Source organism: Peribacillus sp. TE19612, assembly GCF_056279465.1.
In genome coordinates this window covers 138,690-153,191 of record NZ_JBWCCL010000003.1, presented here as the reverse complement: position 1 = coordinate 153,191, position 14,502 = coordinate 138,690, and the positions used below count along the sequence as shown (strand labels likewise).

General features: G+C 41.4%; 10 protein-coding genes. 7 read left to right on the top strand and 3 right to left on the bottom strand.

The window, feature by feature from the left end:
• Positions 1–7: 7 nt before the first annotated feature.
• The 4 genes from ACZ9AO_RS06635 (at position 8) to ald (ending at position 4,569) form a co-directional block, all read left to right on the top strand.
• Positions 8–1,006, top strand: coding sequence for an inorganic phosphate transporter (locus tag ACZ9AO_RS06635; RefSeq protein ID WP_048689777.1), 999 nt, complete (start codon positions 8–10; stop codon positions 1,004–1,006).
• Between the two features lie 128 nt (positions 1,007–1,134).
• Entirely contained in the window at positions 1,135–2,391 is a 1,257-nt protein-coding gene (locus ACZ9AO_RS06630; RefSeq protein WP_251541153.1) for a PucR family transcriptional regulator, read from the top strand.
• Positions 2,392–2,443: 52 nt separating this feature from the next.
• On the top strand, positions 2,444–3,265 hold the full coding sequence (locus ACZ9AO_RS06625; protein WP_476108717.1) for an EcsC family protein: 822 nt from the start codon (positions 2,444–2,446) through the stop codon (positions 3,263–3,265).
• 170 nt (positions 3,266–3,435) lie between these two features.
• On the top strand, positions 3,436–4,569 hold the full coding sequence (gene ald / locus ACZ9AO_RS06620; RefSeq protein WP_048689787.1) for an alanine dehydrogenase: 1,134 nt from the start codon (positions 3,436–3,438) through the stop codon (positions 4,567–4,569).
• 255 nt (positions 4,570–4,824) lie between these two features.
• Here the strand turns inward: ald and ACZ9AO_RS06615 are convergent, their stop codons facing one another.
• Both ACZ9AO_RS06615 and proC read right to left on the bottom strand, forming a co-directional pair.
• Complete coding sequence (locus ACZ9AO_RS06615; protein ID WP_251541149.1) at positions 4,825–6,192, bottom strand: FAD-binding oxidoreductase; 1,368 nt, start codon at positions 6,190–6,192, stop codon at positions 4,825–4,827.
• A gap of 82 nt (positions 6,193–6,274) precedes the next feature.
• On the bottom strand, positions 6,275–7,081 hold the full coding sequence (gene proC, locus ACZ9AO_RS06610; RefSeq protein WP_057275644.1) for a pyrroline-5-carboxylate reductase: 807 nt from the start codon (positions 7,079–7,081) through the stop codon (positions 6,275–6,277).
• Between the two features lie 285 nt (positions 7,082–7,366).
• On the opposite strand from proC, the gene ACZ9AO_RS06605 reads away from it, so the two are divergent.
• From ACZ9AO_RS06605 to ACZ9AO_RS06595, 3 genes are all read left to right on the top strand, one after another.
• Complete coding sequence (locus ACZ9AO_RS06605; protein ID WP_251541147.1) at positions 7,367–8,932, top strand: MDR family MFS transporter; 1,566 nt, start codon at positions 7,367–7,369, stop codon at positions 8,930–8,932.
• Between the two features lie 115 nt (positions 8,933–9,047).
• A complete protein-coding gene (locus ACZ9AO_RS06600; protein ID WP_048689799.1) occupies positions 9,048–9,671 on the top strand; it encodes a DNA-3-methyladenine glycosylase in 624 nt (207 codons plus the stop codon).
• A gap of 589 nt (positions 9,672–10,260) precedes the next feature.
• The gene (locus ACZ9AO_RS06595) at positions 10,261–11,439 is read left to right on the top strand and encodes a C40 family peptidase (protein WP_476108716.1); all 1,179 of its coding nucleotides are present in this window, start codon (positions 10,261–10,263) and stop codon (positions 11,437–11,439) included.
• 1,336 nt (positions 11,440–12,775) lie between these two features.
• Here the strand turns inward: ACZ9AO_RS06595 and ACZ9AO_RS06590 are convergent.
• The gene (locus ACZ9AO_RS06590; protein WP_251541140.1) at positions 12,776–14,449 is read right to left on the bottom strand and encodes an alpha-keto acid decarboxylase family protein; all 1,674 of its coding nucleotides are present in this window, start codon (positions 14,447–14,449) and stop codon (positions 12,776–12,778) included.
• Positions 14,450–14,502: the final 53 nt, after the last annotated feature.

Below are 14,502 nucleotides of genomic sequence, written 5' to 3'. Positions count from 1 at the left end.
CAAATAAATGGATACTTTATTAATTATAACAATATTAATCGTTTTCTTTGCTTTAGCATTTGACTTCATCAATGGTTTTCATGATACAGCCAATGCAATAGCGACTGCCGTTTCAACAAAGGCCTTGAAGCCTAGGCATGCCATCATCATGGCAGCCGTCATGAATTTCGTCGGTGCCATGACATTTACTGGAGTGGCGAAGACCATAACGAAGGATATCGTGGATCCGTTCACGCTTCCGAATGGTTCATATGTAATTATGGCTGCCCTGCTTGCCGCTATCATATGGAACCTTCTAACGTGGTATTACGGAATACCAAGCAGTTCCTCCCATGCATTGATTGGTTCGATTGCTGGTGCAGCCATTGCTGCAGCAGGATTCGCTGGAATTAACTGGGGAGGATTCATGAAAATTCTTCAAGCTTTGATTTTCTCCCCGCTAATTGCTTTTGCAATCGGGTTTATCGTATACAGCATCTTTAAAGTTGTCTTTAAAAACAATAACCTGACAAAAACAAACCAAAGATTCCGGACTATACAGATTGCTACTGCAGCACTTCAATCGTATACCCACGGAACGAACGACGCACAAAAAGCGATGGGTATCATCACGATGGCCCTTATTGCAAATGGTTATGCATCAAGTACCGATATCGCCTTCTGGGTTCAGTTCTCCTGTGCGCTCGCAATGGGACTTGGAACTTCCGTCGGCGGATGGAAAATCATTAAGACCGTTGGCGGCAAAATCATGAAAATTCGCCCGGTCAATGGTGTTGCAGCCGATTTAACCGGAGCCTTTATCATTTTTGGCGCGACTGTAATACACATGCCAGTCAGTACAACCCATGTTATTTCGTCTTCAATCCTTGGTGTTGGATCTGCGCATCGTGTCAAAGGCGTAAAATGGGGAACGGCAAAAAGAATGATCATCACTTGGTTCATTACCATTCCCATCTCGGCAACATTAGCTGGTTTGATTTATCTTTTAATTAACTTCTTATTCTGAAATAAAATCCCTTCCGGTTTCCATCGGTAGGGATTTTCTGTTTTACAAAGGATTTATCTATGCTTATCGATAGGAAATCGTTTAAAATTCAAGGAGAAGGAATTTTTTTAGCGAGGGGCAAAATAAAAATGAAGGAACTCGAAAAAAATAGAGATATTTTTAAAGACCTTTATGGAGATATGATGGAGTTTGCCGATAGAATCAGTTCTGTTTTAGGTTGCCCCATTACAATCGAGGACGGTAACCACCGCTTACTTGCTTATAGCACTCACGATGATACTACGGATCAGGCCCGTATCATGACCATAATCGGAAGACGTGTCCCTGAAAAGGTTATCAACAGTTTATGGAAAGATGGCTTCATCCCTGCGTTATTGAAGGAAGATGCTCCCATTAAAATCGGGGCCATCAATGATGTCGGTCTTGGTAACAGGGTTGCGGTTTCCATCCGGAAAAATAATGAAGTACTTGGATTCATTTGGGCCTTGGAAGTAAATGAACCTTTCACCGAAGAAGATATGAAATTTCTGCAATTCGCTGCCAAAGAGGCAAAGAACCAGTTACAGCAATTGCAATTGAAAAAGAAAAGGAAAGAAGCAGGTCATCAAGAGTTTCTTTGGCGCATGTTGACCGGGCACTACCAAGAAGAATCGGAAATAATTGAAAATTACAAGAAATTCTCAATACATGTTCCAGTGGTTTTTTCCATATTGGTATTCGAATTTCCTAAAGAGATCAATCGCGAAGTGGAGCGCTACATTTCATACATGTTAACGACCACTCAAAAGATAAACAGTTCCTTATTTGCCATTGATCATAACAAGCTCATTCTTTTCGCGGGGGCCAACCAGGAAAACAGCCCTTCTTTCACTTCATCGATTTATGAGTTCATCCCTTTTTTCATTCTGGAGATGAAACGGCGATTCGGTGTTGAGCATATCCTTGGAACGGCTGGCAATATGTATAAAAACTTAATGGATGTTAAATCAAGTTACGAAGAAGCTCTATACACCCTAAAAATGAAGAATATATACCCTGATGACATGGCACTCATTTTACATTATGAAGAACTTGGCATGTTTCAAATGATTGAATCACTCGCAAGCAACAAACAGCGTTGTGTTCATCCTTCCATCCTTAAACTTAAAGCATACGATATGAAAAACCAGACGGAATTACTGCAAACACTCACCGTCTATCTAGAGAAAGACTGCAACCCAAATGAAGCTTCAAAAAATCTTCATATCCATGTAAATACATTGAATTACCGATTAAAAAGAATCTCTGAAGTGGGAAATATTCGATTAAAAGACCCAATTCAAAAAATGTCCCTCTTTCTTAACATTAAACTTAATCAATATGATGAATTTTTCAAAAAAAATTAATGATATATTTCCAGATATGGAATACTAAAAGAAGTGTGGAAAGGTTGATCATATGAAATTAGAAACAAAAGAAGAACTTGAAAAAGAATTAACAATCATTGAAAAATGGGAGAAAGATCAGAAAGGACTATGGTTTTGGGAACGGATTGGGCGCATCCCCTTCAAGCTATTGGATAAGTTGACACCGGATTTCATTCAGAAAAAATTGGGTGTCATGCTTGATGAAATCGGCAGCTACATTCAGAATGGCGGAAAATATTTAACGAAAGAAGCCCATATTCTAAGTCAGCTGCAAGCCGAGGTTCCCGATTTGAATATTAATGGCCTGGAAGATGTTTCAAGCATCCCCCTCCATATCATGGATAGCGTGAGTCAGGATATTAAAACTTCAGGCAGCAAATTGGCAACGGTTCAAGGTGCCACTACCGGGATTGGCGGAATCTTCACCTTGGCCATCGACATCCCGCTTCTTCTCGGGATGTCCATCAAAACCCTTCAGGATATCGCCATTACATATGGCTTCAATCCTAGAGACCGCCAAGAACGTATTTTCATCGTCAAATGTCTGCAATTTACAACATCGGATGTTGTCGGAAAAAAGGCTCTATTAAATGAATTGTCGAAAATGAACCAGACGGATTCCCAATCAAAAAGGGAAATAGCATCCGAACTCCAGGGATGGCGAGAAGTCGTTTATACATACCGCGATCAGTTTGGCTGGAAAAAGCTTTTGCAAATGGTTCCTGTTGCCGGAATAATATTTGGCGCCATTACAAATCGTTCGATGATTGCCGATATCGCCGATACGGGAATCATGCTTTACAAGAAAAGAAGGATTCTAGAGCGCATTCAAGAACCTATTGCAAAGTATTGATTTCATTTTAAAAGGGTCTTGATCCTGGCAAGTCCATGTTTTTTGAAACTGCGTTTGTGGAATTCCACAAATACACCTTTTTCATTTTTCTGATTTCCACATACTAACTGTTTCTTTTTCCAACTATACTTGTGATACAAATAGTAAAACATATTATTGGAGGGATTAAGATGAGAATAGGAATTCCAAAAGAGATTAAAAACAATGAAAATCGTGTAGCTATCACTCCAGCTGGGGTCGTGGCATTAGTCAATGCAGGACATGAAGTATTAATCGAAATGAACGCAGGTCTTGGAAGCAGTTTCACAAATGAAGCATATCAAGAAGCTGGTGCTGTTATAGTCGAGGACGCTGCTAGCGTTTGGGCAAGTACAGAAATGATCATGAAAGTAAAAGAACCTATCTCATCTGAATATAAATATTTCAGAAAAGATTTAATCCTTTTCACATATTTACATCTTGCGGCAGAACCGGCACTAGCTCAGGCACTAAAAGAAAGCGGTGTCTTGGCCATTGCTTATGAAACGGTTGCAGTAAACCGCACACTTCCATTATTGACACCAATGAGTGAAGTTGCAGGACGCATGGCTGCACAAATCGGTGCTCAGTTCCTTGAAAAAAATAACGGCGGTAAAGGAATACTCTTAAGTGGAGTTCCTGGAGTTAAACGCGGTAAAGTCGCTGTAATCGGCGGTGGAATGGTTGGAACGAATGCTGCTAAAATCGCTATTGGTTTAGGCGCAGATGTTACGATTCTTGACTTAAGCCCTGACCGCCTGCGTCAGCTTGATGATATTTTCGGAAATGAACTGACTACACTCATCTCCAACCCTTATAACATTGCAGAAGCAGTCAAAGATGCCGATTTAGTAATCGGTGCTGTATTGATTCCAGGTGCTAAAGCTCCTAAGCTCGTTACTGAAGAAATGGTTAAAACGATGTCTGCAGGTTCAGTCATTGTCGATGTTGCAATCGACCAAGGCGGTATCTTTGAAACGGTCGACCACATAACAACACATGATAACCCTACTTATGTTAAACATGGAGTAGTTCATTATGCAGTGGCGAATATGCCAGGAGCAGTGCCTCAAACTTCTACAGTAGCTTTAACTAACGTAACAGTACCATTTGCTCTTCAAATTGCAAATAAAGGTGCCATCAAAGCGATCCTTGAAAATGATGCTCTTGCAAAAGGCGTCAATGTGGCGAACGGTGAAATCACGTTTGAAGCAGTTGCCACAGACCTTGGCTACAATTACGTAAGTGTTGAAAACGCCTTAAACCCGAATAACATTAACGCTTAATATAAATAAGACTCCAGAATCTTGTCTGGAGTCTTATTTTTTTTGGACGAGGGCCTCGATGAAGCTGAGCTTCTTCGTATGATATCCGGATCAGGCCGGGATATTCCGCACAAGGGTCGAATTATCCTCATATGGGTTGGATTATCTGCTCGGACGGGCGATTTTTCCGGAGATATAAGATATGCCACTTCTTGATCAAGTCTGCCCTTTCCCCGGTTGATGTTCTTACTAATCATACAAAATAGAATATTCCTCTTAATCTATGAAAATCTTTCCAGGATTCATTATTCCTTTCGGATCCAAAGCCTGTTTGATCGTTTTCATCACTTCATAAGCAGCTCCATGCTCCCTTCGCTGATACTTCGATTTTCCAAGTCCTACCCCATGTTCACCCGTACATGTACCGCCTTTTGTTAATGCATATTCGACGATTTCTTCATTTAACCTCTTCGCTTCTTTAACTTCTTCAGGATTTTTCAAATCAATCATGAACAATACGTGATAATTCCCGTCACCTACATGTCCTACAATCGCACCCTCCACTTTGGATTGTTCGACTTTCTTCCTTGTATCCAGTATGGCATTCGATAATTCATGTAGGGGCACACTTACGTCGGTCACCATCAGCTTTTTTCCGGGTGCACTATGAATGAAAGCGTACGCGAGATTATGGCGCGCTTCCCATAAGGCGTTCCGTGCTTTTGAATCGGTTTCAAACTGGATATCTCCACAGCCAAAATCACTTACGATTTCCTTGGCAAATTTGACGTCCTGTTCCAGTCCGGCAAAATTCCCATGAAACTCGAGGAATAGAGTTGGTTGGACATCATAGGATTTGTCCATGAATTGATTAACTTTTTTTATGGACTCGGCATCCACCAATTCAATTCGTGCAATCGGGATTCCAGCAAGCATGATCCCATTAACCGCAGATACTGCCTGTTCGACGGTTGGAAATGAGGCTCTTCCGGCCATTGTGACTTCAGGGATGCCATATACCTTCAATGTCAGTTCAGTAAATACACCCAGCGTACCTTCAGAGCCGACAAACAAGCCATTCAAATGAATGCCTGAAGATGATTTTGTCGCTAAGCTTCCGGAATGAATCACTTCACCGTTTGCTAAAACCACTTCCAAATCCCTGACTTGATCGCGCATTATCCCATATTTGACCGAGGTCGTCCCACTTGCATTCGTAGCTGCCATCCCACCCAATGTAGCATCGGCGCCAGGATCGACGGAAAAGAACAAACCGTATTTTTTTAATTCTTTATTAAGTTGCGTCCTTGTCACACCCGGTTGGACCTTAACAAGGAAATCATTTTCCCTGATTTCCAATATTTGATTCATCAAGGACAAATCCAGGGAAATACCCCCTTTGACTGGAACGACATGCCCCTCCAAACTTGATCCTAACCCAAAAGGAATGACTGGTATTTCATGCTCATTCGCATAACGCATGACTGCGCTTACTTCTGCAGTATCCCTTGGATATATGACCATATCCGGTAAATGCGGGGTGTGATATGATTCATCATGGCTGTGCTGTTCCAATAAAGTTTCATTCACCGTTACTTGTTCTTCCGAAAGTATCTTCCTTAAATCTTCTATATAACCTTTCATTATTGCAGCCCCCTCTTTTCTCCAAATATTCTGAAAATATTACACGAATGAGATTGCCCGCTAATAGGCAATCCATCTTTCTTCATTTACTGAAACCTTTCGTTTTATCCGTGCAGGCCTTCATTGCTTGCAGAATGCTGGACCTTAGCTGATTCTCTTCTAAAGCCGCTACCGCAGATATCGTTGATCCGCCCGGCGTGCAGACATCATCCTTTAAAGCAGCAGGATGCCTTTCCGTTTCCAGTACCATTTTAGCAGCTCCCATTACAGCTTGTGCTGCCATTCGGTATGCTTGTTTTCGTGGAATGCCATCACGGACCCCTCCATCAGCCAGCGCCTCGATGAACATATAAACATAAGCAGGCGACGAACCGCTGATGGCCGGAACTGCGTCCATCAAATCTTCATGCAGGATTTCCGTTTTACCGAAACTATTCAGCAGTGCAGTCACATCCTCTATATCAGCATCGGTAATTTCATCATTGATGCACATGGCAGTCATGCCTTCACCGACAAGCGAAGGAGTGTTTGGCATCGTCCGGACAACCTTCACTCTTTTTTCGAAGCTGTTCTCAACTAGAGATACAGTGATTCCTGCTGCCATAGTAATGATAACGGTGTCTTCTTTAACATGATTCTTCACTTCTTCAAGTACTTGCTTATGCATGGCAGGTTGGATCCCCAGAAAGAGAAAATCGGCAAAACCGGCAACCTCTTTATTATCCAAAGTACCTCTAACGTTATATTTCGTGGTGATTTTAGTTTTGGTCTCCGCACTCGAAGTACTGACCATGATTCCTTCAGGTGAAATGACCTCTGCATGCAGCATGCCCTCAAGCATTGCCTCACCCATTTTGCCGCATCCAATAAACCCGATTTTTTTATTCATATCTTACACTTCCAATCATAAGTTCATCTATGTTCCACTTTATTATATCGAATATGATAAATGGAAACACGTTGGAGATATTAATCAGGAAGGATTTGGTGGTTTCTGGTCGAATTACCTAAAGTGATATGGATGAATCTTTATATTCACCTTTACGCAATATAGTCAAGTAATTGAATTCTTTTGCAAAAAAAAACGTTGACTAATTGGTCATTATAGATTTATAATTTTGACCTATTAGTCACAAACGAATAAGAAATACAGTTATAGAAATGGAGAAATGCTATGCAAATGGAAAAAAAAGCGGTCAATACCAAGCTTGTCTTAACAGGATTGATCATAGGAATGTTTTTCAGTTCATTGGAACAGACGATCGTCGGTACGGCCATGCCGACAATTATCGGGGAATTGAATGGTTTCACCATCTTTGCATGGGTAACGACTGCCTATTTAATAGCCTCAACGACTGTTGTACCCATTGTTGGAAAGCTATCTGATTTATATGGCAGGCGTTCCCTTTATCTGCTTGGCACAATCATATTTACGATCGGTTCGTTTTTATGTGCCACAGCCACTTCGATGGAGCAATTGATCATCTACAGAGGTCTGCAGGGAATCGGTGGCGGAATGATCATGCCTTTATCCCAAACAATCATCGGCGATATATTCTCTGCGGAACAAAGAGCCAAATGGCAGGGTGTATTCGGAGCCCTTTTTGGATTAAGTTCTGTCATCGGTCCTTTTCTGGGCGGCCTGATCGTTGACCATATCAGCTGGCATTGGATCTTTTTGATCAATGTACCGACGGGCTTACTATCGGCCATTTTGATTTATGTAGGATTGAAACATGAAGCGATAAGGAAAACCGAGAAAGTGAATATCGATTATCTAGGGATCTTCACCTTGATTCCTGGTATTGTCCTGTTATTGCTTGGCTTGACCTTCGGTGGTGATAAATTCGAATGGTTATCACTGGAATCTATCTTGATTTTCGGCAGCACCATTGTCTTCATTGTCCTATTCATCATTTTTGAAAGAAGAGCGGTCGAACCGATCCTTGATTTATCCCTCTTTAAAAATAGAGTTTTTTCCACCACGAATATTTTAGGATTTCTGCTTGGCCTTGGCATGTTTGGGGCAATCATGTTCGTCCCGCTGTTCATGCAAGGCGTTTTGGGAGTTTCACCAACAAAAGCGGGATCGACCATGACTCCAATGATGATCGGTATGATTCTTTCCAGCATCATTGGCGGGCGGTTACTTTTGAAATTCCGTTTTCGTACCGTGCTTACCTTTGGAATGGCCTTTGCGACGCTTGGCTTTTTCCTAATGAGTACGATGGACGGCAGTACGACTATATTCACTGCGTACTCATTCATGGCCATCCTTGGGATAGGTATGGGGCTTGTCATGCCGACATTGATGATTGCCGTTCAAAACGAATTTCCAAAATCGCAGCTCGGGTCGGTTACAGCGGCTTCAACTTTCTTCCGATCAATAGGTGGAACGATGGGCATCACGATTTTGAATGCTGTCATGAATCACAATCTCCAGCAAAATATGGATGATGCGGTCGTAAGTCAAAAGGACCCTATATTGCATGAAGCACTGAAAGCATTAGCCGATAAAACGGATACGTTATTCAACATCATGCTTTATCCTGAAAACCTTAAAATGCCTGCAGAAGTCAGCAATGTCCTTGTAAAAACGATAGAAAATGCTTGGATCGATGCATTCTCCAGTGTTTTCATCACCGGTATCTTTTTTGTTTCCGCAGGGATATTAGTGGCACTTGCCGTGGGTTCGGGCCGTATCAAAAGAGATCAAGAAACGGAAAAAGAATTAGGCTAAAATATGCTCGGGACCGGCTGATATAATCAGCCGGCCTTTTTCATCCCTTCAATCCTATGTTTCTTTTTCATTGATAAGGGAATTTTACCTATATGAGACTAAATGGGGTGATACTATGAACAAGATAAACGATTCAATTTTGCCTGCAGATTTTTATCAGCAGCCCACGCTTGAACTGGCAAAATCCCTTCTTGGCTGCCTGATCGTAAAAGAAACAGCGGATGGAACCGCTTCTGGATTCATTGTTGAAACAGAGGCCTATATTGGACCTGGGGACAGGGCCGCACATAGTTTTGGAAATAGACGGACAAAACGGACGGAAGTGATGTTCGGAAATTCCGGTTTGATCTATACATACGTCATGCACACCCATACACTGGTTAATGTCGTAAGCGGCGGACCTGAAAATCCGGAAGCCATTTTAATTCGCGCGATTGAACCGTATTCAGGTCTCGAGTTAATGCAGGAAAGACGCGGAATTGCCGATATTCGTAAATGGACCGATGGACCAGGGAAGCTAACAAAGGCACTAGGCATCACCATGGATGATTATGGTCGATCTTTTACGGCCCCCCCGCTTTATCTGGCTGCAGGAAAAAAGCCTGGCCACATATCCAGCGGTCCCCGCGTCGGAATCGACAACTCCGGGGAAGCAAAAGATTACCCTTGGCGTTTCTGGGTTACCGACAATCCATATATATCCCGTAAGAACTTAATTAAAAACAGGGGACCAAAATAGTCTCCGTGATATTACCCCCTCTAAGTGAACTGTATAAACTCTGTGGATGTTACACAACTTTGAGGGGATTTAACTATGTCCGTAAGCATTCCGATATATCAAAAAGTAGTGAATGAAAGCTTTAGGTTTCCAGCCAATTACCCCGGTAATAATATCTAAATGTTTGTATGAAATCCATATTTAATCAGCCATTCAAGAAAACCATTCCCCTACTCAAAGTATCATCACATAGTAAAATCGTGAGCCTGATGCCCCCTACGTTAATCGACATTATTAAAAAATTAATCACGGAAAGGTACGGATTTTTTATTCTTACCTTTCTTTTAATTACCGTAACTCAAACTTCCATTATACGAAATGCTCTTTTGAGTTTACTAGCTATCCATTTATGCGAAATTCCAAGATTTGGTCCTCTTATACTCCAATGAATCCACCCGATGTACCGGAATCCCATTTTCCTGTAACAGAATAACCCGAAAAATGATGAAAAAGTTGAATTTTATTGATATGGGCCATGTTTTTTATATTCCATACCTTTATAATATAAATGCTAGATATTTTTTTACCACATCAGGAGGAACTTTCCTAAATGAACAATTCTAAAAACTCTTTCATTCTTGCGGGGACCATTATAGGTACCCTAATCGCCGGCACTTCTGCTTATGCTGGTTCTTATCAAGTTAAATCAGGGGACACCCTAGATAAAATCTCTAAAGCCAATAATACAACTGTCCAGCACTTAAAATCTCAAAACCATTTGACTAGTAACCTTATTTTTCCCGGCCAAGTCTTGAAATTTAATACTCTTAACAACCGTACAGATAAAAATAAAGATAAAACCGAAAAATATGTGGTTAAACTTGGGGATTCTTTATCTAAAATTGCCAATAAATATAATGTATCCGTTAGTGCCCTGCTTAAATTAAACCCTAATATTTCTAATTCGGACCGGATATATATTGGCCAAACCATCCGGGTTTCCGGACAAGCCCCTGGATCCAGCTCTACGGCTAAAAACAGTTCAAATGCTACATATAAAGTCAAATCCGGGGATACACTGGGCAAAATTGCCAGAGTCAATAATATGACTGTCCAACAATTAAAGTCTATAAACCATTTGACTAGCACTCTCATTTTTCCAGGCCAGGTCTTGAAGGTTAATGCCATTACCAGCAATCCGGATAAAAGTAAAAATACAACAGACGTTTATGTCGTTAAATTAGGGGATTCCTTATCAACAATCGCTAAAAGATATAACCTTTCCCTTAGTGCCTTACTTAAAATAAACCCTAATATTTCTAATTCAGATCGTATTCGTATCGGCCAAACCATCCGTGTTTCAGGGAAGGCCTCGGCATCTGCATCTGCAAGTAATAAACCGTCCAAATCCACCAAAGCAGATCAAGTTTTGGCAGCTGGCGCCAAATACATGGGAGCCAAGTATGTTTACGGTGCGAGCACTTCACGCACTGACGTATTTGATTGCTCTTCTTTCACATTAAGGGCATTCCAAAGTGCAGGTATTTCCTTGCCTCGAAATTCAGTGGCCCAATCACACGTTGGTACAGCTGTATCCTCGAAAGCCCTGCAAAAAGGGGATTTAGTATTTTTCGATACCAATAATGATGGAGTAATCAATCATGTAGGAATTTATGCCGGTAACGGCCAAATGCTGAATGCTTCGACATCTAAAGGTGTTTCCTACGCTAACATTAACAATTCCTACTGGGGACCTAGCTTTGTGAAGGCGGTCCGAGTTCTTAACTAAATGATGATGACAGTAAACGATAAAGAGCAAAAAAGCGTGGTTTGATAAAATATCATACACGCTTTTTTGCGTATCATAATGTAAAATAGCCGCCAACTGGTGGTAGGGCTTATTACCCTTCCCCCTTCCTTTGGATAAAAATCGGTCATATATTCATTAGTATGACTGTTCTTTCTTTCCAAAAAACATAAGAAAAAGGCCTGCTTTTGAATACTCCACCCCATTTGTTATTTTACCTGTTCCCGTCTGTTTAAAGTTTTGAAACAGGGTGAAAGTCATATCCGTTAGAGGTGCAACCTTTTAATATGGGAATGGCTTTTTTATTTGTCTGTATCATTTATTAATGTACTGGAATTAAAAACTTGTCAGACTAGTAAAATCCAGAAATTGCTAGCCGGAAAAAGAATGGTTTTCTCTGCTAAGGAAATATTTTTCCTATTACTTCATGATATTTTCATAATACTCTTAGTTTAAAAATTCTTGGTTTCAATTTTGAAATGACAGTTACCAATATTGGTATTGTCTTTCTGGATATATCCTGTTTACTTTTTCAACTTGCATTCTTGTCCTTGATCGGGCAGTGCAGATATAAGTAAGTACATTATCTACATTTCCAACAAAAAAAGGCCTTCATCACAGAAGACCTTTTCAGAAAGTATACTAATAAGAAGAGTAAGTTTGCCTGAGCTTTTTTCTTCAAAAACGTTCCAGTCGATTCCAGAAATCCGTTCCCTTTCCGCCGACTGTCTGCCAAGCCTCCTCGACGTATACGTCTCCGGGGTCTCGGCTAGCCAGTTACTCGGCAGGAGTGTCGCAAATTTCTTCCATCCTTTAAGGGTTACTGTAAAAAAAACTCTAGGATCACCTCGTCTTAAACTTTGTTCGGGATGAGCCTAGACTACGGTTTTTTCTTAAATTTGATTTCAGTCGATTCCAGAAATTCGCTCCCTTTCCGCCGGCTGTCTGCCAAGCCACCTCAAAGCAAGCGTCTGTGGTGTCTCGGCTACCAGTTATTCGGCAGGAGTGTCGCAAATTTCTTCCATCCTTTAAGGATTAATGTAAAAACACCTCAAGAATCACCTCGTCTTAAACTTTGTTAGGGATGAGCCTAGACTACGGTTTTTTCTTAAATTAGATTTCAGTCGATTTCAGAAATCCGCTCCCATTCCGCCTGCTTTCTGCCAAGCCACCTCAAAGCAAGCGCCTGTGGTGACTCGGCTAGCCAGTTATTCGGCAGGAGTGTCGCAAATTTCTTCAATCTAGTGAGGTTTCATAAACAATACATTTAAGTATATACTAGTGTTTTAATCAGGGTTGAGGGCATTCGAACATGGAATTACTTTAGTTTCTCTTGCTCTTCAAGGTACTGCCGTATTTTTTTCAAATAATCCGGTGCATCCATTTGATCTTTCACGACCAGTTCTATAAGGCAAAGTTTATCGGCGTTCATATCTTGGGCATTTGTAATGGCTTCATCCAGTTCACCATTCGTCTCGACTCTTGCTGTGAATGCCTCTTGACCAAATGCTTCAGCCAGTTTTGTATAATTCCACTCTGGTATCTCGTTGTATTTCTGTTTTTCTATATCGACTTTTACGTTTAAGAATTTTTCTATCGTATAGCCGTTATTGTTGAGGATAAACACGATGGGCTTACAGCCGTTCTCCAGCATCGAGCTTATTTCCTGTGCTGTCAGCTGTATCGATCCGTCCCCGGTAAACAAAAGAACACGCCGGTTTCTATCCGCTATACAAGCACCGAAAGCTGCGGGCGTCGCATAACCAATGCTTTGCCAGCCTCCCTGGGCTATGTAGGTCGCCCCTTTCGGCAATCTGACCTGTGACATGCCATAAGAGAATGTTCCTGTTTCCGTGACCACAATGTCATTTTCCTTCAACATTTGCTGAATTCGAGGATAATAGGAAGTCGCTTTCAGTGGTGCTGAAGGGTCTTCTACCATTGTGTCATATGGAAAAGAGATGTTTCCGACAGATTCGTTCTGACGGTAGCCAATGTCCTGGATCGCATTTAGTATTTCCTCCGCCTTGACATTCATATAACTGGCTTCCCCCACTTTTAATGTGTCAGGTTGTATTTCCACCATTTTCAACGGGTTAAGCTTTGCTGTACCTTTGGAAGTATTGACGTCTGACCAAACAGCACCAACGGCTATGATAAAATCCGCTTCTTCAACAGTCTCAGTTACATCCTTACTTCCGAAAGCTCCGCCGTATACACCAATATACTGGGGATGACTCTCATCAAACCCGCTTTTCCCCTGCATCAATGAAGCAACCGGAACATTTAACCTCTCAGCGAGCTGCAGTACGGGTTTCTGCAAGTTATAACGAAGTGTTTTCACGTCGACAAGCAGAACGGCTTTATTTACATGTTCTAACATGCCTTTTATATGCTTCACTGCTGACTGCAAAGCATCGACATTCGTTTTGGTCATGTTTTCTGATGTCTTACCGTGAGAAAGCAATGGTTTCTCAACGAGATCAATAGCCACTACCAAATAAACGGGCTTTTTCTTTTCTTTCGCGATTTTGATTGCAGCCGGTATCTCCCTAGCTGCGTTTTCTGGTGTAAGTATTGCTGTATAACCGGTAATATGCTCATAAACCTTACGGAAAACATCAAAATCTCCATCCATTAACGTATGGTGGGCAAGCTCCTTTTCCTGCTGCATCATGGTCTTTGGCGAGCCGACAATATGGATGAGCGGCACATTTTCACTGTACGCTCCAGCGATTGCATTACATGCGCTCATTTCACCGACACCAAAGGTGGTTATCAGTGCCGACATGCCCTTCACCCGGGCATATGCGTCCGCTGCGTATCCAGCATTGAGTTCATTTCGTCCATTAATAAACTCAATCCCATCGTAATCTTCCAAAGTATCTAGCAATGAGAAATTATAGTCTCCGGGCACACCAAAAATCTCTGTAATGCCTTCTGCTTTTAAGCAGTCGTATAAATATTGTCCCAAGGTTGTGTTTTCAGCCAAGTCAATCACTCCTTCAATCGATTACTCTCTACTTTATTTATACCCAAACATAA